Source organism: Pantoea cypripedii (genome assembly GCF_002095535.1).
Taxonomy (GTDB): domain Bacteria; phylum Pseudomonadota; class Gammaproteobacteria; order Enterobacterales; family Enterobacteriaceae; genus Pantoea; species Pantoea cypripedii.
The window spans coordinates 4,199,228-4,220,242 of the sequence record NZ_MLJI01000001.1 but is presented as its reverse complement, the minus strand read 5'-3'; the positions used below and the strand labels follow the sequence as shown (position 1 = coordinate 4,220,242).

Sequence of the window (21,015 nt, the reverse complement as noted above, 5' to 3'; positions counted from 1 at the left end):
GCCGCTACAAAAGCGTTAAGCCTGCAAGGTGGCGAAAAAGTGCTGGCGCACCGCGTCAGCTTCTACCCCCAGACACAGGCGTTGTGCACGCAACCCGGCGAAAGGGTCATGACGAGAGGCGAGGGCGTTCAGGCGGCGCAGCGTTTGGCCGCTGCTGATGCCCTCGGTCACCACCCGTACCGGCGCTTCCGTCAGGTGGAAAGCATGTGGCAGCGCCAGCCAGGAAAGGGTTAGCGTGTCGTGCAGCGCCATGCCATCAAACCCTTCCTTCTCAAGGCTATACGCCAGATACGGACGGCAGATGGCGCTCAGCACCGGCTGATTGAGCTGCCGTACTTCTGCGCCGGTAATCAACACCTTATGGGTGACATCCAGCGGCACCACCACCACCGGCAGCTGTGATGCCAGCACCTGATCGGCGGCATGCGGGTCCTTCCAGATATTGAATTCCGCGAAAGGCGTGACGTTACCGCTGTGGCCGTCGGTGCCAAACGCACCGCCCATAATCACCAGTTCTTTCACCAGCGGAATAATATCCGGTGCCTGATTAATCGCGCTGGCGATATTGGTCAGCGGACCAATCGCCACCAGGGTAATGGCGTGAGGACGGGCGCGCACGCTGTCGATAATAAATTGCACCGCGCTGGGGGCCTGGTCGCTATGGGGATTGGTAAAGGCATCGCCCAGACCATCTTCGCCATGCAGACGCGCCGGTGCCGATGGCGCCAGCGCCAGTGGACGCGAACAGCCACGATAGACCGGCGCATCAATCCCCATCTTCTCGCAAAACAGCCGGGCATTTTTTACCGCCTGACCCACCGCAACATTGCCAAACACCGTGGTGATGCCCAGCAAATGCTGAGTGCGCGCGGCATAGGCCAGCGCAAAGGCGTCATCCACGCCGATATCAGTATCAAAAATCAGGGTGCGCATTGGGATCTCCAGTTCGTTTTCTGGCAAGGTAAAACAAAAATGGGTGATTGCGAAGGCGCTATTTACGGGGCCTTTTATCCAACACCTTGTTGCCAGTCACATATTGTCTGCCAGCATCAGCCAGCGTATTATCTTCCGCCTAAGGTGATGGCGTGCCACCTTTCCCAACCGCCGTTCTGGCAACAGACGGCTGATGACGCCTGACAACACTCGTATCCCTGCGCGGGAGACGGCGGTGTGTCAGGTGTTTTTCTGTCCTGCCGCGGCCCTGCGCGTTTCTAATCTCAGGAGCTACAAACTTATGCTGAAGTCGCTATTGGCTGTCATGCTGGGCGGTGCGGTGGGTTGTTCACTGCGTTGGCTGATTTCTCTCCGATTCAATACATTGTTTCCCAATTTGCCACCCGGCACCCTGCTGGTTAACCTGGTGGGCGGATTTATCATTGGCGCAGCGCTGGCATATTTTATCAGAAACCCGCATCTCGACCCGATGTGGAAGCTGCTGATTGTCACTGGCCTGTGTGGCGGTCTCACCACGTTTTCCACCTTCTCCGCAGAAATAGTGGTGTTGTTGCAGACCGGTAAATATTTCTGGGCCATGTCGAGTGTGATGGTGCATGTGATCGGCTCCCTGCTGATGACCTTCGCCGGTTTCACCGTCGTCAATCTGCTGGGATAAACAGCACGCTTGAAATAACCATTAAGAGGTAGATACTGGTCAGAGTTCTGTGCGCGTGACGCACAGAATTTGTCACCGATTTATCCGGACGATTAAGGAGCCCGTTGATGAGTAGTCACCCCAAATTCCTTAACCTGGTGTTGTTAAACGGTGAGCCAGAACAGAAACTGCGCGCGGCGCGTGCGGCTGGCTTTGATCAGGTGGAAATCTGGCGTGAAGATGTGCAGGCCAGCGCGCAGGGTACATTGGCGCTGGCGCAATTGGCCGCAGAGCAGCAACTCCGATTTACCAATTTGCAGGTGTTACGCGACTTCACCGGTGCGCCGGATCGTGAACGTCTGCAAAAGCGCGAAGAACTGCGTCAGTTTATTCAGATTGCCCAGGCGCTGGGTTGCGACACTATCCAGGCTCCGGCCACCACGCGGGAAGATTGCCTGGCCGAGCGTATTGATGAAGATCTGCGCTGGATGGCCTCGGAAGCGGCACGTCACAAGATGCGGATCATGTATGAGCCAATGGCGTGGTGCAGTGTCGATAACACCCTGCCGCTGGCGTGGGAACGGCTGCAACGGCTGGATCAACCCAATATTGGCCTGGTGGTCGATCTGTTCCACATCTGCGCCCTGGGGGGCGACGCTGCCCAGCTCGATGGTATCCCCGCCGATCGTATCTATGAAGTTCAGCTGTGCGATATGGCGGTGCTGCCGCCGCAGAATAAAGACGCCATTATCGATATGGCACGCCACCAGCGTTTACTGCCTGGCGACGGTATTATCGAGGTGGAGCGTTTTGTCGATAAGTTGAAAAGCGCGGGCTATAACGGCCCGGTCGGCATTGAAGTGTTTAACGATGCATTAAAAGCGCAGCCACCGGCTGTGGCTGCACAACAGGCCTGGGCTGCGCTGAATCGCTACTGGCCTTAATCCTGCAAGCATTGGGCGATAAAGGCGGCGGCTTCCATCGCGCCCTGCGACGAAATGGTATGACCGGTGGTCGGTTCGAAGCGAGTCTCCACCGTCACACCGGCAGATTTCAGGCGCAGCGCGGCAGATTCGCTTTCGGTCCACGGGATCACCCCGTCAGCATGGCCGTGAATCAGCAGGGCGGGCGTATGCGGTTGCGGTGTCAAGGCACCATCGAACGCCAGACGTCCCGAGAACGCCACCACGCCGGCCAGCGGATGGCGGCCTGAGGCCAGCGCATCAAGCGCCATGATCGAACCCTGCGAGAATCCCACCAGAATCACTTTATCCCAGGCATCGGTAAACCCATGCTGCGCCATCAGCGGTAGCAGCGTGGCATCAAACGCGGCCCGCGCTTCACGGACCCGCGCCGGACGATTTTCCGTGGTGACGCCGTTCAGGCTGAACCACTGATAACCCATACCGTGTTCAAACGGCATCGGGGCATTCGGCGAGGCGAACGCCACATCCGGTAACACGCTGGCCCAGTGCTGGCCGAGTCCCGCCAGGTCAGCGCCATTGCTGCCGACGCCGTGCAGAAAAATCACTAACGCTTTTGCCATCTTGCTGCTCCTTAAAAACCGTATTCCGCCAAATCCGGGCCAACCGGCACAATACCATTCGGATTCAGTGCCTTGATTGAATAGTAACCCTGTTTGATATGGTCGATATTCACTGTCTGACGCACGCCAGAAACTGCCAGCATACTCTTCAGGTAACGATTGAGTTGCGGATAGTCGCGCAGGCGACGCAGGTTGCATTTGAACAGCCCGTGGTACGCGGCGTCAAAGCGGATCAGCGTGACAAACAGGCGGATATCCGCTTCCGTCAGCTGCTCGCCCAGCAGGAAGGTACGCCCGTCACTCAGCCGTTCTTCCAGCTCATCCAGCTGGCTGAAGACATCATGAAACGCCTGCTGGTAGCTGATTTGCGTGGTGGCGAAACCGGTGCGATACACGCCGTTATTCAGACGCGGATAGATCGATTCATTCAGGGCGTCGATCTCGCTTTGCAGATCCGCCGGATAAAGATCGATGCTGTTATCGGCCAGGGATCCAAAGCCGCTGTTCAGCATACGCAGAATATCGGCGGATTCGTTATTCACGATGGTCTGGGTCTTTTTATCCCACAACACCGGTACGGTGGCGCGGCCAGTGAAATCAGCAGCGGCGCGGGTATAGAGTTCATGCAGGTATTCGGCGTTGTTCAGGGTATCGCGATTGGCACCGGGATAATCGCCAAAATGCCAGCCCTGCTCACCGAGCTGTGGTTCCACCACCGATACGCTAATCACCTGCTCCAGCCCTTTCAGGCTGCGGGCAATCAGGGTGCGTGAGGCCCACGGACAAATCAGCGCCACATACAGATGATAGCGATCCGGCTCGGCGGCAAATTCGGTCGATCCGTCGCTGCTGATCCAGTGACGAAAACTGGATGTCTGACGGACAAAGCCGCCCTGTTTATCGGTGGCCTGCACCGGGTGCCACTCTGCGCTCCACTTACCGTTTACCAACATCGCTCTGCTCCTCTGTGGTGATGCTGGTTAGCTTACCCGTTGAGCAGATGGGTGATAATCCGGGCAAAATGGCTTTTATTCCTTCCAATATGGAAGGAATCAGCCCGGCGGATGATGACGGAAATGATCGGCCAGGAAGTCGATCAACAGGCGGGTTTTCTGTGCCAGATGACGGGCGTGCGGGTAGAGGGCAAACAGGCCGAGCGGTGGAGTGGCGAAGGCATCGAGCAGCGAGACGATCTCACCGCGCTGCAAGGCCGGGGCGGCGATAAAACCCGGCAGACGTGCAATGCCCAGCCCGGCCAGTGCCGCCTGCATACAGGCTTCGGTATTGGAAAAACACAACCGACCGCGAATCGGCATATTGACGCTATCGCCGCATGGCGTGACGAACGGCCAGTGCCAGGGATCGCGGAAGTTGGTGTCACTGATACATTGATGAGCCGCCAGATCGCGCCAGTGCTGCGGCGTGCCGTGCTGTTGCAGATAGCCGGGTGAGGCCGCCACGCGTACCGGCACATCACCCAGGCGACGGGCAATCAGGCTGCTGTCGTCCAGCTTACCGATGCGAATCGCCATATCGAACCCTTCATCGACGATATTCACTGCACGATCGGAGAAGTTCACGTCCAGTTCAATCAACGGATAGGTACGGGCAAACTCCACCAGCACGCTGGCGAGCACGGCGGTGCCGAAGGTGCCGGGTGCGCTGATTTTCAGGCGGCCGGTGGGGGTGGTGGCGCTTTCGCGCACCGTGGCATCCAGCGTATCAAAGGCTTCCAGCAGGCTTTTCACCCGTTCGTAATAGGCCCGGCCCACTTCGGTGGGGGACAGCGCACGCGTGCTGCGTTTGAACAGCTGCACGCCGAGCTCCTGCTCCAGTTTTGACACCAGCTTCGAGGCCTGGCCGCTGCTGGTGCCGAGGCGTGCGGCGGCACCGGCAAAGCTGCCGACTTCCAGCACGGCAACAAACATGCGGTCACAATCAAGACGATCCATGGCGTTTCCTGACGGCGTAAAAAGCCAGAGTATAAAACGGTTGGCATTCGGTGCGCTGCACCTTTTCCCCGCTGGCAAAACCTGTTTGACTACAGGTTCGCCTTTAATCTGGCCGGGAGCCGTGGATGTCTTTGCTTCACCTGTCATCGCTGGCGGACGTCAGCGCCGCCGCCTGGGATGCGTTATTACCTGACGATCAACCGTTTTTACGCCACGCTTTTCTGCTCACGCTGGAAGAGAGCGGCAGCGTGCGGCCGGAAAGCGGCTGGCAGCCGGATCACCTGATCTGGCGCGAACAGGGGGAAATCCGCGCGGCGCTGCCGGGTTATCGCAAACGCAACTCCTGGGGCGAATACGTGTTTGATCACGCGTGGGCCGATGCCTGCCAGCGGGCGGGCATTGCTTATTATCCCAAATGGCTTGGCGCGATTCCGTTCAGCCCGGTGACCGGCGCTCGGCTGCTGGGCGATGCCGCCAGCTTAATTGCCCAATTGCCGGATTATCTGCATCAGCACGGGCTTAGCAGCGCCCATATTAACTTCACCACGCCGCACGCCAATGGGCTGCTGGCACAGGCAGAGGACTGGTTGCCGCGCCTGGGTATTCAGTACCACTGGCACAATCGCGGCTACCGTGATTTCCAGGATTTCCTCGATACCCTGATGTCACGCAAGCGTAAACAGCTGCGCAAAGAGCGCGAGCAGGTTGCCAGCAGTGGTTTCGCCTTTGACTGGTATCGCGGCGATCAGCTGCGCGAAGACCAGTGGGATTTTGTCTACACCTGCTACGCCAACACCTATGCGGTGCGGGGTCAGCGGCCTTACCTGACGCGTGATTTCTTCAGCCTGCTGGCGGAGCGTATGCCGCACAGCATCCGCGTGTGCATCGCTTCATTGCAGGGGCAGCAGGCGGCGATGGCGTTCTGTCTGGTGGATAACAACACCCTGTATGGCCGCTACTGGGGTTGTCTGGCGGAGTTTGATCGGCTGCATTTCGAAACCTGTTTTTATCAGGGCATGGATTTCGCCATCGCGGAAGGGCTACAGCGTTTTGATGCGGGGGCGCAGGGCGAGCACAAGCTGGTGCGTGGTTTTGAGCCACAGCTGACCCACTCCTGGCACTATCTCAGCCATCCGGGATTGCGTGACGCAGTGGACGATTTTCTGCAACAGGAACGGGCAGGGATGCGCGCCTGGGCGGTGGAGGCGCGTGAATCCCTGCCATATCGACGCGGCGATTAATCCACGCCGACAAAACCACCGGTCTGATGCTGCCATAAGCGTGCATACAAACCCTGCTGGGTCAGCAATTCGCGGTGGTTGCCCATCTCGACAATTTCACCTTTCTCCAGCACCACCAGGCGATCCATTTTGGCGATAGTGGAGAGACGGTGGGCGATGGCAATCACCGTTTTGCCCTGCATTAAGGTTTCCAGACTTTCCTGAATCGCCGCTTCCACTTCGGAATCCAGTGCTGAGGTGGCTTCATCCATAATCAGGATCGGGGCATCTTTCAGCAGCACGCGGGCAATGGCGATACGCTGACGCTGGCCGCCAGACAGCTTCACGCCGCGTTCGCCGACGTGCGCATCCAGCCCGGTGCGGCCCTGCGGGTCGGACAGCAAGGGAATAAACTCGTCGGCGCGCGCGCGGTGAATCGCTTGTATCAGCTCCGCTTCGGTGGCATCCGGTCGGCCATACAACAGGTTTTCACGGATGGAACGGTGCAGCAGCGAGGTGTCCTGGGTGATCATGCCAATCTGGCCGCGCAGGCTTTCCTGGGTCACGTTGGCGATGTTCTGGTCGTCAATCATGATGCGGCCGCCATTGAGGTCGTACAGCCGCAGCAGCAGATTCACCAGGGTCGATTTCCCGGCACCCGACGGGCCGATCAGGCCGATTTTCTCCCCAGGTTTGATATTGAGGTTGAGACGATTGATCACCTGGCGGCCGCTACCGTAATCAAAACGCACGTCTTCATAGCGGATTTGGCCGCGCGTCACCTGAAGTTTCTTCGCGGCGGGGGCGTCCTGCACGCTGAGCGGCTGGGAGATGGTGTTCAGGCCATCCTGCACCATGCCGATATTTTCGAAGATGCCGTTGACCACCCACATGATCCAGCCTGACATATTCACCAGGCGTATCACCAGGCCGGTCGCTAGCGCAATGGCACCGACGCTAATCAGCGACTGGCTCCACAGCCACAGCGCCAGCCCGGAGGTGCTGACAATCAGCAGGCCATTCAGGCTCGACAGCGTGATATCCATGCTGGTGACCATGCGGCTGGCTTGCTGGGTTTTGTCGGTTTGCTCCTGAATCGCCTCGCGTGCATAACGTTTTTCGAGGTCGTTGTGGGCGAACAATTTGATGGTGGCAATGTTGGTATAGCCATCGACAATGGTGCCCATCAGCTTGGAACGCGCCTCCGATGAGGCCACCGAACGCTGCTTCACGCGTGGCACGAAGTAACGCAGCGACAGGCTATAGGCTACCAGCCAGATAATCAGCGGGATCATTAAACGCCAGTCGGCTTCGGCGAACAACACCAGCGAGGTGACGGCATAGATCAGCACATGCCAGATGGCATCCACCAGTTGCACCGCCGAATCGCGCAACGAGTTGCCGGTTTGCATAATGCGCTGGGCGATGCGCCCGGCAAAATCGTTCTGGAAGAAATTCAGGCTCTGGCGTAATACGTAGTTGTGATGCTGCCAGCGAATCATGCTGGTCATGCTGGGGTTGATACTCTGATGCACCAGCAGGTCGTGCACGGCAATCACGATTGGCCGCAGAATCAGTGCGACCACCGCCATCCACAGTAAAATCGGCCAGTTGTCGCTAAACAGCGTGGCGGGGGTGGAGTGGTTCACCAGATCGATAATACGGCTGAGATAGCTGAACAGCGCCACTTCGATCAGTGCCTGAGCCAGCCCGACAACCAGCAGAGCGATAAAACTCGGCCACACCTGGCGCAGATAGTAGAGATAAAACGGCCAGACAGTGGAAGGGGGAGAATCCGTTGGTGCATCCTGGAAAATATTGATAAAACGTTCAAAACGGCGATACAGCATAGCGTCACTCTTTCCGTCTCATAGAGTCTTTCAGCTTAGTGCAACTTAGGGAGAAAACCGATATGGAATTACTTATCCGTGGTCGTGAACCGCGCGATGCGGCAGCTTACCAGCGCCTTTATAGCCAGCCGGAGGTCTACCAATGGACCACGCAATTGCCCTATCCCAGCGTGGCGACCTGGGAGAAAAAGTTCGAGAAAATGGATGCGGACGGTTTTATCGCCTTTGTGGCCGAAATCGACGGCACCATGGTGGGAGAGCTGACGTTGTTTGTGGAGCATCGTCCCCGCACCCGTCACGGTATCAGCTTTGGTATCAGCGTTGACCCGGCGTTCAGCGGACGCGGCATCGGTGAGCAACTGATTCGTACTGGCATTGATTACGCCTTTAACTGGTTGGGCGTGCAGCGCGTTGAGCTGGAAGCGTTTCATGATAATCATCGCGCGCTGCGTCTTTACCAGCGTATCGGTTTTGAGCATGAAGGGGTGCGGCGCAAAGCCTGTCTGCGCAACGGTGAGTACCACGATATCGTGGTGATGTCGCTGCTGCGTCATCCCTGATTTTTTTGCGCGATAAATCGCGCCGTTACGGATTGTGCGGGCTGTAGCGGCGCGATTTATCGCGCATCTTTCCACCATTCCATTAGTACCCACATAGTTATCTAACGAAGTATTTTCCTCGACCTGGCGCACACTCCGTCACTTTGCTGCATGGAAATTCAGGGTTCTGTGCAGCACCGCACCCTTCTTTGTGGCATGCGCCAAATCTGGCGCGAAATTCACCGTGCAATTCCCCCATCCGCACAATGACCTCTACCGGCCTGGCTCTCTATATTTTCTCCACAGGGAAAATTAAGCGGTATTCCTGAAAACATCATTTCGGGGCAGGAGGCTCCCACAGCCAGGGAATTCACCTTATGTCGCAAGAAAAAAATCTTAACCGCACCAGTCATGTCCGCATCTGGATGCTGATGTTGATCCTGTTTCTTTCCGTGGTGGCCTATGCCGACCGCTCGATCCTGTCGATCTCCGGATCGGCGATCAAAGAGGAATTTGGCTTATCGGCGATCCAGCTCGGTCTGATCCTCTCTGCCTTTAGCTGGGCCTATGTGATCGGCCAGATCCCAGGAGGCTTGTTCCTCGACCGCTTCGGTACCAAAAAAGTCTACGGCGTAACGCTGGCGCTCTGGTCGCTCTCCACCATTGCGATGGGCTTTGTCGGCGAATTTTCCAGTGGTATGACGGCGGCATTAGCGCTGATGTTTGGGCTGCGTTTTGTTCTCGGCCTGATTGAAGCCCCCAGCTTTCCGGCCAATGCGCGCGTGGTGATTATGTGGTTCCCCAGCGCCGAGCGCGGGCGGGCATCGTCGCTGTTCAGTTCGGCGCAATACTTCGCCGTTGCCATCTTCTCACCGCTGTCGGGCTGGCTGGTGTCGCGCTACGGCTGGGAGTGGCCATTCTTCGTGCTCGGCGGTATTGGCGTGCTGGCGGTGTTTGTCTGGTCGGCCTTTATGCGTAGCCCGAAGCAGCACCCGCAGGTGTCGGCCAGCGAACTGCGTCATATTGTTGATGGCGGCGCGCTGGTGGATATCGATTCAGCACAAACGCTCAAGGCGCGTCCGGCGCTGAGTAAAGCCATGTTCAAAAAGCTGCTCAGCAACCGCATGCTGTGGTGCGCCTATATCGGCCAGTATTGCATCATCGCGCTGAGCTACTTTTTTATTACCTGGTTTCCCATCTACCTGGTGCAGGCGCGCGGCATGAATATTCTGGATGCCGGGTTTGCCACCATCGCCCCGGCGTTGTTCGGTTTTGCCGGGGGGATTTGCGGCGGCTACATTTCGGACAAACTGCTGGCGCGCGGCTGGAGCATCTCCTGGGCGCGTAAAACGCCTTATATCGTCGGGATGCTGATGGCCGCGACCTTGATCCTTGCCGCCGTGATCCCGAGCAACGCAGGCATTATCGCCATCATGTCATTCGCCTTTTTTGGCAAAGGCGTGGCGGCTGGGGCGGGGACCTGGACAGTGGTCAGCGATACCGCGCCAAAAGAAGCGGTGGGCCTGGCAGGATCCATCTTTAACGGCATCGGGAATATCGCGGGTTTCCTCACCCCCTTGCTGTTTGGCATCATCGTGGGTGTGACCGGCAGCTACAGCATCGGCCTGGTGTTTGTTGGTGCGCATTGCGTGGTGGCCGCGTTGCTGTTCTGGCTGGTGATGGGACCGATTGAGCGTGTCGGTGAGGAGCAGCAATCAACCGCCACAACCTATAAAAAACAGGGGAAAGAAGATGGTATCAAAGCAGTTTAAGGTGCTGATGAAGGGACCGTTATTACCCGCGCGCTTGCAGGATAATCTGGATGCGCATTTCACCACTTATCGCCTGTGGCAACAGGATGATCAGGCCGCCTGGCTGGCGCAGCATGGTGGGGAAATCGACGCGCTGGTGACCAGTGGCAACGCCTTGATGGGGGCCAGCGCTGAATTGATCAGCCAGCTTCCCAACCTGAAAGTGATTTGCAGCAATGGCGTGGGGTACGACGCTATCGATACCGTTGCAGCGCAGGCGCGCGGCATTGTGGTGACCAACACTCCCGGCGTGCTCAACGCCTGCGTTGCCGATACCGGCATGGCGTTGTTGCTAGATGTGGCGCGGCGCATCAGCGCGGCAGACCGCTACACGCGCGCTGGAAAATGGCAGAGCGAGGGCCGCTACCCGCTGACAACGAAATTAGGTGGCAAAGTGTGTGGCATTGTCGGGTTGGGTGGCATTGGCAAAGATCTGGCAAAGCGCGCCCAGGCCTTTGATATGGATATTCATTACTACAACCCGCGTTCACGCCCGGATGTGCCTTACACCCGTCACGACTCCCTGTTGTCACTGGCGCAGCGGGCGGATTTTCTGGTGCTGACGCTGCCAGGCGGCGCGGCAACGCATCATCTGGTGAATGCTGAGGTGTTGCGCGCGCTGGGGCCGCAGGGTTTTCTGATCAACATCGCGCGTGGCAGCGTGGTGGATGAGCAGGCGCTGATCGCCGCGCTGGAAGCCGGTGAGATCGCCGGAGCCGGGCTGGATGTTTTCGAACAGGAACCAGCGGTGCCGGAAGCGTTACGCCAGCGTGATGACGTGGTGATCACCCCTCATCTCGCCAGCAGCACCCATGAAACCATGGCGGCGATGGCGGACCTGGTATTCGAAAATCTGCTGGCGTTTGCCCAGGGAGAAGCGGTGCTGACCAGGGTGGTGTGACAGAAATCTGGAATCCGCCTCGACAATTCGCTATGATGTTAAATATTGCACTTGTGCACAGTGCGTGAGTGCAATAGATTTCTGCCCAGGTTTGTTCAGGACAGGGATCAACATGGCGGGTTCAATTATGAAAAAAACAATGAAACAGGCAATGCGTAAACCAACCAGTGTGGGTGATGTACTTCAGTACGAATTCCTCGAACCGCTGGGTCTCAGGGTCAATGATTTGGCCGATATGCTGAATGTGCACCGCAACACGGTCAGCGCGTTGGTGAATAACAATCGCAAGCTGACCACGGAGATGGCTTATCGGCTGGCGGTGGTTTTTGCCACCTCGGTGGATTTCTGGCTGAATCTGCAACGTCACCTTGATCAGTGGGAAGTCGAAAACGATGCGCGTACTCAGGAAGAGTTGAGTCGGGTCACACCCCTGGAAACCTTTCTCGCGCAGAGGCATGAGGTGGCGTGACGCCATAAATCGCACAAAACCGCCTGAAGAATTTTTGTTCAGCTGCCGATATCTCTCTACCATCCACTGATATTAAGGAGAGATATCGTGATAAAGCTGATTACCGTTGACGAACTGCGGCCGGGAATGTTTGTCCACAAACTGGAGGTTTGGTGGATCAAAGACAAACGCATTCGCAACCAGATGCTGATCACTGATAAACGCCAGATCGCCTGGATCCGCAACGAAGGGATCATGGAGGTGTGGATCGATCTTGATAAATCGGTGCAGGCACCGCAGAAGCCCCCTGAACCGAAGAAAGCGATCCCGCAAACCCCCTATTTTCATGAAATTGACCAGGCACAGGCTATCTTCACGCAGGGCAAACCCCAGGTGCTGGCGATGTTTAACGAAGCGCGCCTCGGGCAGGGCCTTAACCTCAACTCAACCCTCAACCTGGTGGATGAAATCGCCGGGTCACTCACCCGTGAACCCACGGCGCTACTCAGCATGGCGCGGCTGAAAAATCATGATGATTACACCTACCTGCATTCAATGGCGGTGTGCGGCCTGATGATCTCGCTGGGCAAAAAACTGGGACTGGATGAAGACCAGCAACGGCGGGTCGGTATGGGCGGTTTATTGCATGACGTGGGTAAAGCAGCGGTGCCGCTGGAAATTCTCAATAAGCCGGGCAGACTGACCCCGGAAGAGATGGCTATTATGCGCCAGCATCCGATTGTCGGCGCGCAGATGCTGATGGAAGCCGATGCCGATGAGGATTTGCTGGATATCACGCTGCATCATCATGAAAAAATCGATGGCAGTGGCTATCCACATGGTCTGAAAGGCGAGGAGATCACGCTCTACTCGCGTATGGCCGCGGTGTGCGACGTGTATGACGCCGTGACCTCAGATCGGCCCTACCGTAAAGGCTGGACCCCTGCCGAAGCGATGCACAAGATGCTGAGCTGGCGTGGTCACTTCGATAGCAAATTGCTGCAAACCTTTGTCCGATCCATCGGCATTTATCCGGTAGGTTCGCTGGTGCGGCTGGCTTCCGGACGGGTGGCGTTGGTGGTGCAGGCCGGGGAACAATCGCTGCTGAAGCCAAAAGTCCATGTCTTCTGGTCGCTGCATGCGCAGCGCGAAATCAAGCCAGAAGAACTCGATCTCGGCAATAGCTTTTGTACTGACAGCATCACCGGTGCGGAAGACAGCGGCCTGTGGGAAAACGTCGATCTTAATCGTATCTGGGCGCTGGAAAGCGCCTGATTTTCGACCATTTTTATACTTTTTTTACGCCCGACATCCGCCTTTTTACCCCTTCTTTATATCGCCACGCGCATGCTTGCAGCACAACCAAATCCTCTGGAGGTCGCTGTGAGTGTGGGCGTGATAACCGGCATCGTGCTGGTCTTTATATTACTGGGCTATCTGTTCTATGCCCTGCTTAACGCGGAGGCATTCTGATGGCTGCCAATGCATTTCTGCTGATTGCGGTTTACCTGCTGGTGCTGATGGTGCTGGCGCAACCGCTCGGACGTTTTATGGCGCTGATGATTGCCGATAAGCCGTTGCTGCCGCGCACCGAACGCGCGCTGTGGCGGCTTGCCGGTGCCGATGGCGAGGCGATGCGCTGGCCGCATTACCTGCTGGCGATTCTGCTGTTTAACGCGCTGGGTTTTGTCGTGCTGCTGGTGATTTTGCTGATGCAGGGCGCACTGCCGCTCAATCCGCAGCATCTGCCGGGACTCAGCTGGGATCTGGCGCTGAATACCGCGATTAGCTTTGTGACCAACACCAACTGGCAGGCATACAGCGGCGAAAGCACCATGAGTTACTTCAGCCAGATGGCTGGCTTAACGGTGCAAAACTTCCTGTCGGCAGCCACCGGTATCGCCGTGGCCTTTGCGCTGATTCGCGGTTTCGCCAATCGCTCGCTGGCCACGCTCGGTAACGCCTGGCGCGATTTGACCCGTATCACCGTTTACCTGTTGCTGCCGATCAGCCTGCTGATCGCGCTGTTTTACGTCAGCCAGGGCAGCATCCAGAGTTTTGAACCTTACCATGCGATCACCACGCTGGAAGGGGCGCAGCAGACGCTGCCGCTCGGCCCGGTGGCTTCGCAGGAAGCGATCAAAATGCTGGGCACCAACGGCGGCGGTTTCTTCAACGCCAACTCGGCGCATCCGTTCGAGAACCCCAATGCCCTGACCAACTTTGTCCAGATGCTGAGTATCTTCCTGATCCCGGCGGCGCTGTGCTTCGCCTTTGGGCAGCAGGTGGGCGATCGTCGTCAGGGTCATATGTTGTTGTGGGCGATGACGCTGATGTTTGTGCTGGCGGTGGTGACGGTGATGTGGGCGGAGTTGCGTGGTAACCCACATTTCCTCAGCCTCGGCGCGGACAGTGCCATCAACATGGAAGGCAAAGAGACGCGTTTTGGCATCCTCAACTCCAGCCTGTTTGCGGTGATCACCACGGCAGCCTCCTGCGGTGCGGTGAACGCGATGCATGACTCCTTTACGGCGCTGGGCGGCATGGTACCGATGTGGCTGATACAGCTGGGCGAAGTGGTGTTCGGCGGTGTGGGTGCCGGGTTGTACGGCATGCTGCTGTTCGTGCTGCTGGCGGTGTTTATCGCGGGCCTGATGATCGGTCGCACCCCGGAATTCCTCGGTAAGAAGATCGATGTGTGGGAAATGAAAATGACCGCGCTGGCGATCCTGGTAACGCCAACGCTGGTACTGATCGGCACCGCGCTGGCGATGATGACCGAAGCAGGCCGCGCAGGCATGGCGAACCCCGGCACGCACGGCTTCAGCGAAGTGCTCTACGCCGTCTCCTCTGCCGCTAACAACAACGGCAGCGCCTTTGCCGGTTTAAGCGCCAACACGCCGTTCTGGAACCTGCTGCTGGCGGTGTGCATGTTTGTCGGTCGCTTCGGCATCATCATCCCGGTGATGGCGATTGCCGGTTCGCTGGCGGTGAAAAAAGTGCAGCCGGTAGGCAACGGTACGCTGCCGACACACGGCCCGCTGTTTGTCGCCCTGCTGATTGGCACTGTGCTGCTGGTGGGTGCGCTGACCTTCATCCCCGCGCTGGCGCTCGGTCCGGTGGCGGAACATCTGCAATTAATTCAGGGATAACGGAATCATGAGTCGTCAACAACTGGCCCTGTTTGATGCGGCGCTGACACGCACCGCCATACTGGATGCGGTGAAAAAACTCGACCCGCGTGTGCAGTTTCGCAACCCGGTGATGTTTCTGGTGTGGCTCGGTAGCGTGCTGACCAGTGTGCTGGCTATCGGCATGGTCGCGGGTCAGCTCAGCGGTAGCGCCGGGTTTACCGCCGGTGTCGCGGTGTGGCTGTGGTTTACCGTACTGTTCGCCAACTTCGCCGAAGCGCTGGCAGAAGGGCGCAGCAAAGCGCAGGCCAACAGCCTGAAAGGGGTGAAAAAGAGCGTCGATGCGAAAAAACTGGCGGAGCCGCATTACGGTGCTGCCTGGAAAAACGCCCCAGCGGATAGCCTGCGTAAAGGCGATGTGGTGCTGGTGGAAGCCGGTGACATCATCCCGTGCGATGGCGAGGTGCTGGAAGGCGGGGCGTCGGTGGACGAAAGCGCTATCACCGGTGAATCGGCTCCGGTCATTCGTGAATCCGGCGGTGACTTTGCATCCGTGACCGGTGGTACCCGCATCCTTTCCGACTGGCTGGTGATTCAGTGCAGCGTCAATCCAGGGGAAACCTTCCTTGACCGCATGATCGCCATGGTGGAAGGCGCGAAACGCCGTAAAACCCCGAACGAAATCGCCCTGACCATTCTGCTGGTGTCGCTCACCATTGTGTTCCTGCTGGCGACGGTAACGCTGTGGCCGTTCTCCGCCTGGGGCGGCACCCCGGTCAGTATCACCGTGCTGGTGGCGCTGCTGGTGTGCCTGATCCCGACCACCATCGGTGGCCTGTTATCTGCCATCGGTGTGGCAGGGATGAGCCGAATGCTGGGCGCGAACGTGATCGCCACCAGTGGCCGTGCGGTGGAAGCGGCAGGTGACGTCGATGTGCTGATGCTGGATAAAACCGGCACCATCACCCTCGGCAACCGTCAGGCGACGCAATTTCTGCCCGCTCCCGGCGTCAGCGAACAGCAACTGGCCGATGCGGCACAGCTGGCGTCGCTGGCGGATGAAACGCCGGAAGGACGCAGCATCGTGGTGCTGGCGAAGCAGAAATTTAACCTGCGTGAACGCGATCTCAGCAGCATGGGGGCCAGTTTTATTCCGTTCTCCGCGCAAACCCGCATGAGTGGCGTCAACGTGCAGGATCGCCTGATTCGCAAAGGGGCGGTGGATGCGGTACGTCGCCACATTGAAGCCAGCAATGGCCGCTTCCCGGCTGAAGTCAACGCGGCGGTGGAAGAAGTGGCACGCGCCGGTGGTACGCCGCTGGTGGTGGCGGAAGGCGCGCAGGTGCTGGGCGTGGTGGCGCTGAAAGATATCGTGAAAGGCGGCATCAAAGAGCGTTTTGCCGAGCTGCGCAAAATGGGCATCAAAACCGTGATGATCACCGGCGATAACCCGTTAACCGCAGCGGCGATTGCCGCAGAAGCGGGTGTCGATGATTTTCTTTCGGAAGCAACGCCGGAAGCCAAACTGGCGCTGATTCGTCAGTATCAGGCGGAAGGACGCCTGGTGGCGATGACCGGCGACGGCACCAACGATGCCCCGGCGCTGGCGCAGGCCGACGTCGCGGTGGCGATGAACTCCGGTACCCAGGCGGCGAAAGAGGCGGGCAACATGGTCGACCTCGACTCCAACCCGACCAAGCTGCTGGAAGTGGTGCACATCGGCAAACAGATGCTGATGACGCGCGGTTCACTGACCACCTTCAGTATCGCCAACGATGTGGCGAAATACTTCGCCATCATTCCGGCAGCGTTTGCGGCGACCTATCCGCAACTGAATATGCTTAACGTGATGCAGCTGCATTCACCCAACTCCGCCATTTTGTCGGCGGTAATTTTTAACGCGCTGGTGATTGTGTTCCTGATCCCGCTGGCGCTGAAAGGGGTGAGCTACCGGCCACTGAGCGCTGCTGCGTTGCTGCGTCGTAACCTGTGGATTTACGGCGTAGGTGGGCTGGTGGTGCCGTTTATCGGTATTAAAGCGATTGATGTGCTGCTGACCGTATTCGGTCTGGCGTGAGGAGAAGAGAGATGAGTCAGTTACGTCCGGCTATTGTATTGTTAGTGCTGCTGACCGTGCTTACCGGCGCGGTGTATCCCCTGCTGACCACCGGGCTGGCGCAGTGGTGGTTTCCGGCGCAGGCCAATGGTTCGCTGCTGGAGCAGGATGGCGCGGTGCGCGGTTCGGCGCTGATTGGGCAGAACTTCAGCCAGCCCGGTCATTTCTGGGGCCGCCCGTCGGCCACCGGTGACAGCGCCTATAACCCGCAGGCCTCCAGCGGCAGCAACCTGGCCGGTAACAACCCGGCGCTGGATAAAGCGGTAGCGGAACGGGTTGCGGCGCTGCGTGCGGCGAATCCACAGGCACCGACGGCGGTGCCGGTGGATCTGGTGACGGCTTCTGCCAGCGGCCTCGACCCGGATATTTCACCTGAGGCCGCGTTGTGGCAGGCCCCGCGTATTGCGGCGGCGCGTCAGTTGCCGTTGCAGCAGGTGGAGGATTTGATTACGCGCCATACGCAACGTCCGCTGCTGCCGTTTATCGGTGAAGAGACGGTAAATGTGCTGCGATTGAATATGGCGCTGGATGCATTGAACGACTAATACATTGGCATGATCGTAGCGGCGCGATTTATCGCGCGTTTTTTCCGGCATCGCGCACGGAATTGCGCGATAAATCGCGCCGCTACGGGATCGGAGAATGAATGGATTGATGATGAACGACGAACTGCCTCGCCCTGATCCGGATGCGCTGCTGCTGAACCACAGCGACAGCCATCGCGGCAAACTCAAAATCTATTTTGGTGCCTGTGCGGGTGTCGGCAAAACCTTCGCCATGTTGCAGGAAGCCCAGCGCCTGCGCGCCCAGGGACTGGATGTGCTGGCAGGCGTGGTGGAAACCCACGGACGCGATGAAACCGCCGCCTTGCTCAAAGGTCTGGCGGTTTTGCCACGTCGGGCCACCGGTCGTTCACGCCATGCGGAGTTTGATTTGGATGCGGCGCTGGCACGCCATCCGGCGGTGATCCTGATGGACGAACTGGCGCATACCAATGTGCAGGGTTCGCGCCATCCCAAGCGCTGGCAGGATATCGAGGAACTGCTTGAGGCCGGTATCGACGTTATCACCACCGTGAATGTGCAGCATCTGGAAAGCCTCAATGATGTGGTGGGCGGAGTCACCGGTATTCAGGTACGTGAAACCGTGCCGGACCCCTTTTTTGATGCGGCGGATGAAGTGGTGCTGGTGGACCTGCCTCCCGACGACCTGCGTCAGCGGCTGAAGGAGGGCAAAGTTTACGTCGGCGATCGCGCCGAACGCGCCATCGAAAACTTCTTCCGTAAAGGCAACCTGTTTGCCCTGCGTGAGCTGGCATTGCGCCGCACCGCCGACCGGGTGGATGACCAGATGCGTGCCTGGCGCGATCAGCAGGGACGCGACAAAGTCTGGCACACGCGTGACGCCATTCTGCTGTGCATCGGCGATGACACCGGCAGTGAAAAGCTGGTGCGCACCGCTGCGCGACTGGCCGCGCGTCTCGGCAGCGAGTGGCATGCGGTATACGTTGAAACGCCGCGTCTGAATCGCCTGCCGGAAGCACGGCGGCGCGCCATTCTGCGCACGCTGCAACTGGCACAGGAGCTGGGGGCGGAAACCGCCACCCTGTCCGATCCTGATGAAGCACGTGCGGTGCTGCGTTACGCGCGTGAGCACAATCTCGGCAAAATCGTCACCGGTCGCCAGCCGCAACGCCGCTGGCGGCGCGACAGCTTTGCCCAACGTCTGGGCGAGCTGGGTCCGGATCTCGATCTGCTGGTGGTGGCGCTGGATGAGCCGGTGCGTGATGCGCCTGCCGCGTTGAACGGGCAGCGCGCCAGCGCGGAAAAATGGCGTATGCAGTTACGCGGCTGCCTGATGGCGCTGGTGCTGTGCATTCTGGTCACCTCAGCCGGGCGCTGGCTGCTGGTGGAATTCGATCCCGCCAACGGCGTGATGATTTATTTGCTGGCGGTGGTGATTGTCGCACTGCGCTTTGGTCGCTGGCCGTCGGTGTTTGCCACGGTAATCAATATTCTCGCCTTTGACCTGTTTTTCGTCGCCCCCACCGGCACCGTGGCGGTGTCGGACCTGCAATATCTGGTGACGTTCGCGGTGATGCTGGCGGTCGGCGTGATCGTCGGTAATCTGACGGCGGGGGTGCGTTATCAGGCACGGGTGGCGCGTTATCGTGAGCAGCGTGCGCGCCATTTGTACGAAATGGCGAAGTCGCTCGGCAGCGCGCTAACGCCGCAGGATATCGCCAGCACCAGCCAGCGGGTGATTGAAGTGACGTTGCAGGCGCGTAGCCTGCTGTTGCTGCCGGATGAGCACGGTGAGTTGCAGACCGTGGGTGACAGCAGCATGGGGACGCCACCGGATCTCGCCATTGCCAAATGGAGCTACAGCAAAGGTCAGCCCGCCGGAGCCGGTACCGATACCTTACCGGCGGTGCCATACCAGATTTTGCCGCTGAAAAGCGGTAATCATTGTCGCGGCCTGTTGGTGGTGGAGCCGGAAAATCTGCGCCAGCTGATGATCCCGGAACAGCAGCGGCTGGTGGAAACTTTTACCGTGCTGATTGCTAACGCGCTGGAGCGGATGGCGCTGTCGCAGAGCGAGGCGGCTTCGCGGCTGTCTGCCGAACGTGAACAACTGCGTAACGCGCTGCTGTCGGCGCTGTCACACGATTTACGCACACCGCTGACGGTGTTATTTGGTCAGGCGGAAATGCTGATGCTCGACCTCGCCAGCGAGGAGTCAAAATATGTGCCGCAGGCGAATCAGATCCGCGAGCAGACGCTGAGCACCATCCGGCTGGTGAGCAATATGCTGGATATGGCGCGCATTCAATCCGGCGGGCTGAATTTGCGTGAAGAGTGGGTGGCGCTGGATGAGGTAATCGGTGGCGCGCTAAGCAGCATGGGACCTTCACTCAAAGGCCATGATTTCGCTCTCGATTTACCTGATGGCCTGGTGCTGATCAAAGGTGACAGCAGCATGCTGGAGCGGGTGTTTACCAATATCATCGAAAACAGCCTGAAATATGCCGGAAACGCGGCGCAGCATGGTATCCGCGCCTGGCGTGATCATGACCGGCTGGAAATTGCCATCTGGGACAGCGGCCCCGGCATCGCGCCGGATGCCCTGACGCGTATCTTTGATAAATTCGCCCGTGGCGATAAGGAATCGGCGGTGCCGGGCGTGGGTCTTGGGCTGGCGATTTGTAAAACCATTATTGAATCCCACGCAGGCCGCATCTGGGCGGAGAACCGTCCTGAAGGCGGCGCGTGCTTCCGTCTTTCCCTGCCGTTGCCGCCAGCCCCTGAAATTTCTGAAGATGGGCTGAAATAACTTCACACTTGTTCAGTTATAATCGCCGGCTTGTCAGTTGATTAATGGGAAATTATGGAACGTTTTACCGAAAACCTGATGTATGCATCGCGCTGGCTGCTGGCACCGGTTTACATTGGACTTTCGCTGGGATTGCTGGCGCTCACCATCAAATTTTTCCAGGAAGTGTTTCACATGCTGCCGGATATCCTCAGCATCGGGGAAAACGATCTGATCCTGCTGCTGCTGTCGCTGGTGGATATGACGCTGGTCGGTGGCCTGCTGGTGATGGTGATGCTGTCGGGCTATGAGAACTTCGTGTCGAAACTGGATATCGCCGAGCACAAAGAAAAACTGAGCTGGCTCGGTAAGATGGACTCCGGCTCGCTGAAGAACAAAGTGGCGGCGTCCATTGTGGCGATTTCCTCGATTCACCTGCTGCGGGTGTTTATGGAAGCGCGCAATGTCGAAAACGACAAACTGATGTGGTACGTGATTATCCACCTGACGTTTGTACTGTCGGCGTTTGTTATGGGATATCTGGATAATATGTCCAAAACGGAAAAGAAATAATTTCCGTACCGTAACGGCGCGATCA

Annotated in this window: 19 protein-coding genes and 1 riboswitch; of the genes, 14 read left to right on the top strand and 5 right to left on the bottom strand. The window is 58.2% G+C overall.

Features of this window, described 5'->3' with window-relative positions; translation table 11 throughout:
- Nucleotides 1-15 precede the first annotated feature (15 nt).
- A complete protein-coding gene (locus HA50_RS19760) occupies nucleotides 16-933 on the bottom strand; it encodes a nucleoside hydrolase (RefSeq protein WP_084877719.1) in 918 nt (305 codons plus the stop codon).
- Nucleotides 934-1,067: 134 nt separating this feature from the next.
- Nucleotides 1,068-1,143, top strand: a riboswitch (Fluoride riboswitch).
- A gap of 91 nt (nucleotides 1,144-1,234) precedes the next feature.
- Between HA50_RS19760 and crcB the strand changes: the two genes are divergently transcribed.
- Together crcB and HA50_RS19750 are read left to right on the top strand one after the other, a co-directional pair.
- A complete protein-coding gene (crcB, locus tag HA50_RS19755) occupies nucleotides 1,235-1,612 on the top strand; it encodes a fluoride efflux transporter CrcB (RefSeq protein WP_084877716.1) in 378 nt (125 codons plus the stop codon).
- A 107-nt stretch (nucleotides 1,613-1,719) separates the two neighbouring features.
- The gene (locus tag HA50_RS19750) at nucleotides 1,720-2,535 is read left to right on the top strand and encodes a sugar phosphate isomerase/epimerase family protein (protein ID WP_084877714.1); all 816 of its coding nucleotides are present in this window, start codon (nucleotides 1,720-1,722) and stop codon (nucleotides 2,533-2,535) included.
- On the opposite strand, the gene HA50_RS19745 is transcribed toward HA50_RS19750, so the two are convergent.
- The 3 genes from HA50_RS19745 to HA50_RS19735 form a co-directional block, all read right to left on the bottom strand.
- Nucleotides 2,532-3,137, bottom strand: coding sequence for an alpha/beta hydrolase (locus HA50_RS19745; protein WP_084877712.1), 606 nt, complete (start codon nucleotides 3,135-3,137; stop codon nucleotides 2,532-2,534). The two genes, HA50_RS19750 and HA50_RS19745, sit on opposite strands and share 4 nt — an antisense overlap.
- Before the next feature lie 11 nt (nucleotides 3,138-3,148).
- On the bottom strand, nucleotides 3,149-4,090 hold the full coding sequence (locus HA50_RS19740; protein WP_084877710.1) for a glutathione S-transferase family protein: 942 nt from the start codon (nucleotides 4,088-4,090) through the stop codon (nucleotides 3,149-3,151).
- Between the two features lie 99 nt (nucleotides 4,091-4,189).
- Nucleotides 4,190-5,089, bottom strand: a complete 900-nt coding sequence (locus HA50_RS19735) for a LysR family transcriptional regulator (RefSeq protein WP_084877708.1) — start codon at nucleotides 5,087-5,089, stop codon at nucleotides 4,190-4,192.
- A gap of 125 nt (nucleotides 5,090-5,214) precedes the next feature.
- Here HA50_RS19735 and HA50_RS19730 point away from each other — a divergent pair, with 125 nt between their 5' ends.
- Nucleotides 5,215-6,330 carry a GNAT family N-acetyltransferase gene (locus HA50_RS19730; protein WP_084877705.1) on the top strand — a complete coding sequence of 372 codons (1,116 nt, stop codon included), beginning with the start codon at nucleotides 5,215-5,217 and terminating at the stop codon, nucleotides 6,328-6,330.
- Here the strand turns inward: HA50_RS19730 and HA50_RS19725 are convergent.
- On the bottom strand, nucleotides 6,327-8,159 hold the full coding sequence (locus tag HA50_RS19725; RefSeq protein WP_084877702.1) for an ABC transporter ATP-binding protein: 1,833 nt from the start codon (nucleotides 8,157-8,159) through the stop codon (nucleotides 6,327-6,329). The genes HA50_RS19730 and HA50_RS19725 overlap by 4 nt on opposite strands.
- Nucleotides 8,160-8,221: 62 nt before the next feature.
- On the opposite strand from HA50_RS19725, the gene HA50_RS19720 reads away from it, so the two are divergent.
- The 11 genes from HA50_RS19720 (at nucleotide 8,222) to HA50_RS19670 (ending at nucleotide 20,990) form a co-directional block, all read left to right on the top strand.
- Nucleotides 8,222-8,719, top strand: coding sequence for a GNAT family N-acetyltransferase (locus tag HA50_RS19720; RefSeq protein WP_084877700.1), 498 nt, complete (start codon nucleotides 8,222-8,224; stop codon nucleotides 8,717-8,719).
- A gap of 356 nt (nucleotides 8,720-9,075) precedes the next feature.
- Nucleotides 9,076-10,470 carry an MFS transporter gene (locus HA50_RS19715; protein ID WP_084877697.1) on the top strand — a complete coding sequence of 465 codons (1,395 nt, stop codon included), beginning with the start codon at nucleotides 9,076-9,078 and terminating at the stop codon, nucleotides 10,468-10,470.
- Nucleotides 10,451-11,410: a 2-hydroxyacid dehydrogenase gene (locus HA50_RS19710; RefSeq protein WP_084877694.1), complete on the top strand. Its 960-nt coding sequence runs from the start codon at nucleotides 10,451-10,453 to the stop codon at nucleotides 11,408-11,410. Before HA50_RS19715 ends, HA50_RS19710 begins: the two co-directional genes overlap by 20 nt.
- Before the next feature lie 139 nt (nucleotides 11,411-11,549).
- Nucleotides 11,550-11,879 carry a HigA family addiction module antitoxin gene (locus HA50_RS19705; RefSeq protein ID WP_084878627.1) on the top strand — a complete coding sequence of 110 codons (330 nt, stop codon included), beginning with the start codon at nucleotides 11,550-11,552 and terminating at the stop codon, nucleotides 11,877-11,879.
- An 87-nt stretch (nucleotides 11,880-11,966) separates the two neighbouring features.
- Nucleotides 11,967-13,133: an HD-GYP domain-containing protein gene (locus HA50_RS19700; protein WP_084877691.1), complete on the top strand. Its 1,167-nt coding sequence runs from the start codon at nucleotides 11,967-11,969 to the stop codon at nucleotides 13,131-13,133.
- 108 nt (nucleotides 13,134-13,241) lie between these two features.
- Nucleotides 13,242-13,331, top strand: a complete 90-nt coding sequence (gene kdpF, locus HA50_RS19695; RefSeq protein ID WP_084877689.1) for a K(+)-transporting ATPase subunit F — start codon at nucleotides 13,242-13,244, stop codon at nucleotides 13,329-13,331.
- On the top strand, nucleotides 13,331-15,010 hold the full coding sequence (gene kdpA / locus HA50_RS19690) for a potassium-transporting ATPase subunit KdpA (RefSeq protein WP_084877686.1): 1,680 nt from the start codon (nucleotides 13,331-13,333) through the stop codon (nucleotides 15,008-15,010). Before kdpF ends, kdpA begins: the two co-directional genes overlap by 1 nt.
- A 7-nt stretch (nucleotides 15,011-15,017) precedes the next feature.
- A complete protein-coding gene (gene kdpB, locus HA50_RS19685) occupies nucleotides 15,018-17,066 on the top strand; it encodes a potassium-transporting ATPase subunit KdpB (RefSeq protein WP_084877683.1) in 2,049 nt (682 codons plus the stop codon).
- 11 nt (nucleotides 17,067-17,077) lie between these two features.
- Nucleotides 17,078-17,650 (top strand): potassium-transporting ATPase subunit KdpC, encoded by a 573-nt coding sequence (gene kdpC / locus HA50_RS19680; protein ID WP_084877681.1) that lies wholly within the window; start codon nucleotides 17,078-17,080, stop codon nucleotides 17,648-17,650.
- Between the two features lie 112 nt (nucleotides 17,651-17,762).
- Nucleotides 17,763-20,438: a two-component system sensor histidine kinase KdpD gene (gene kdpD / locus HA50_RS19675; protein WP_084878625.1), complete on the top strand. Its 2,676-nt coding sequence runs from the start codon at nucleotides 17,763-17,765 to the stop codon at nucleotides 20,436-20,438.
- A 54-nt stretch (nucleotides 20,439-20,492) separates the two neighbouring features.
- Entirely contained in the window at nucleotides 20,493-20,990 is a 498-nt protein-coding gene (locus HA50_RS19670) for a TIGR00645 family protein (protein ID WP_084877678.1), read from the top strand.
- Nucleotides 20,991-21,015 lie beyond the last annotated feature (25 nt).

Excerpts from the sequence above, each read along its gene's own strand:
- HA50_RS19750 (WP_084877714.1), top strand. The coding sequence starts at position 1,720 with ATGAGTAGTCACCCCAAATTCCTTAACCTGGTGTTGTTAAACGGTGAG.
- HA50_RS19710 (WP_084877694.1), top strand. The coding sequence starts at position 10,451 with ATGGTATCAAAGCAGTTTAAGGTGCTGATGAAGGGACCGTTATTACCC.
- HA50_RS19745 (WP_084877712.1), bottom strand. The coding sequence starts at position 3,137 with ATGGCAAAAGCGTTAGTGATTTTTCTGCACGGCGTCGGCAGCAATGGC.
- kdpB (WP_084877683.1), top strand. The coding sequence starts at position 15,018 with ATGAGTCGTCAACAACTGGCCCTGTTTGATGCGGCGCTGACACGCACC.
- HA50_RS19760 (WP_084877719.1), bottom strand. The coding sequence starts at position 933 with ATGCGCACCCTGATTTTTGATACTGATATCGGCGTGGATGACGCCTTT.
- HA50_RS19720 (WP_084877700.1), top strand. The coding sequence starts at position 8,222 with ATGGAATTACTTATCCGTGGTCGTGAACCGCGCGATGCGGCAGCTTAC.
- HA50_RS19670 (WP_084877678.1), top strand. The coding sequence starts at position 20,493 with ATGGAACGTTTTACCGAAAACCTGATGTATGCATCGCGCTGGCTGCTG.
- HA50_RS19735 (WP_084877708.1), bottom strand. The coding sequence starts at position 5,089 with ATGGATCGTCTTGATTGTGACCGCATGTTTGTTGCCGTGCTGGAAGTC.
- HA50_RS19705 (WP_084878627.1), top strand. The coding sequence starts at position 11,550 with ATGAAACAGGCAATGCGTAAACCAACCAGTGTGGGTGATGTACTTCAG.
- HA50_RS19730 (WP_084877705.1), top strand. The coding sequence starts at position 5,215 with ATGTCTTTGCTTCACCTGTCATCGCTGGCGGACGTCAGCGCCGCCGCC.
- crcB (WP_084877716.1), top strand. The coding sequence starts at position 1,235 with ATGCTGAAGTCGCTATTGGCTGTCATGCTGGGCGGTGCGGTGGGTTGT.
- HA50_RS19725 (WP_084877702.1), bottom strand. The coding sequence starts at position 8,159 with ATGCTGTATCGCCGTTTTGAACGTTTTATCAATATTTTCCAGGATGCA.
- HA50_RS19715 (WP_084877697.1), top strand. The coding sequence starts at position 9,076 with ATGTCGCAAGAAAAAAATCTTAACCGCACCAGTCATGTCCGCATCTGG.
- kdpC (WP_084877681.1), top strand. The coding sequence starts at position 17,078 with ATGAGTCAGTTACGTCCGGCTATTGTATTGTTAGTGCTGCTGACCGTG.
- kdpD (WP_084878625.1), top strand. The coding sequence starts at position 17,763 with ATGAACGACGAACTGCCTCGCCCTGATCCGGATGCGCTGCTGCTGAAC.
- kdpA (WP_084877686.1), top strand. The coding sequence starts at position 13,331 with ATGGCTGCCAATGCATTTCTGCTGATTGCGGTTTACCTGCTGGTGCTG.
- HA50_RS19740 (WP_084877710.1), bottom strand. The coding sequence starts at position 4,090 with ATGTTGGTAAACGGTAAGTGGAGCGCAGAGTGGCACCCGGTGCAGGCC.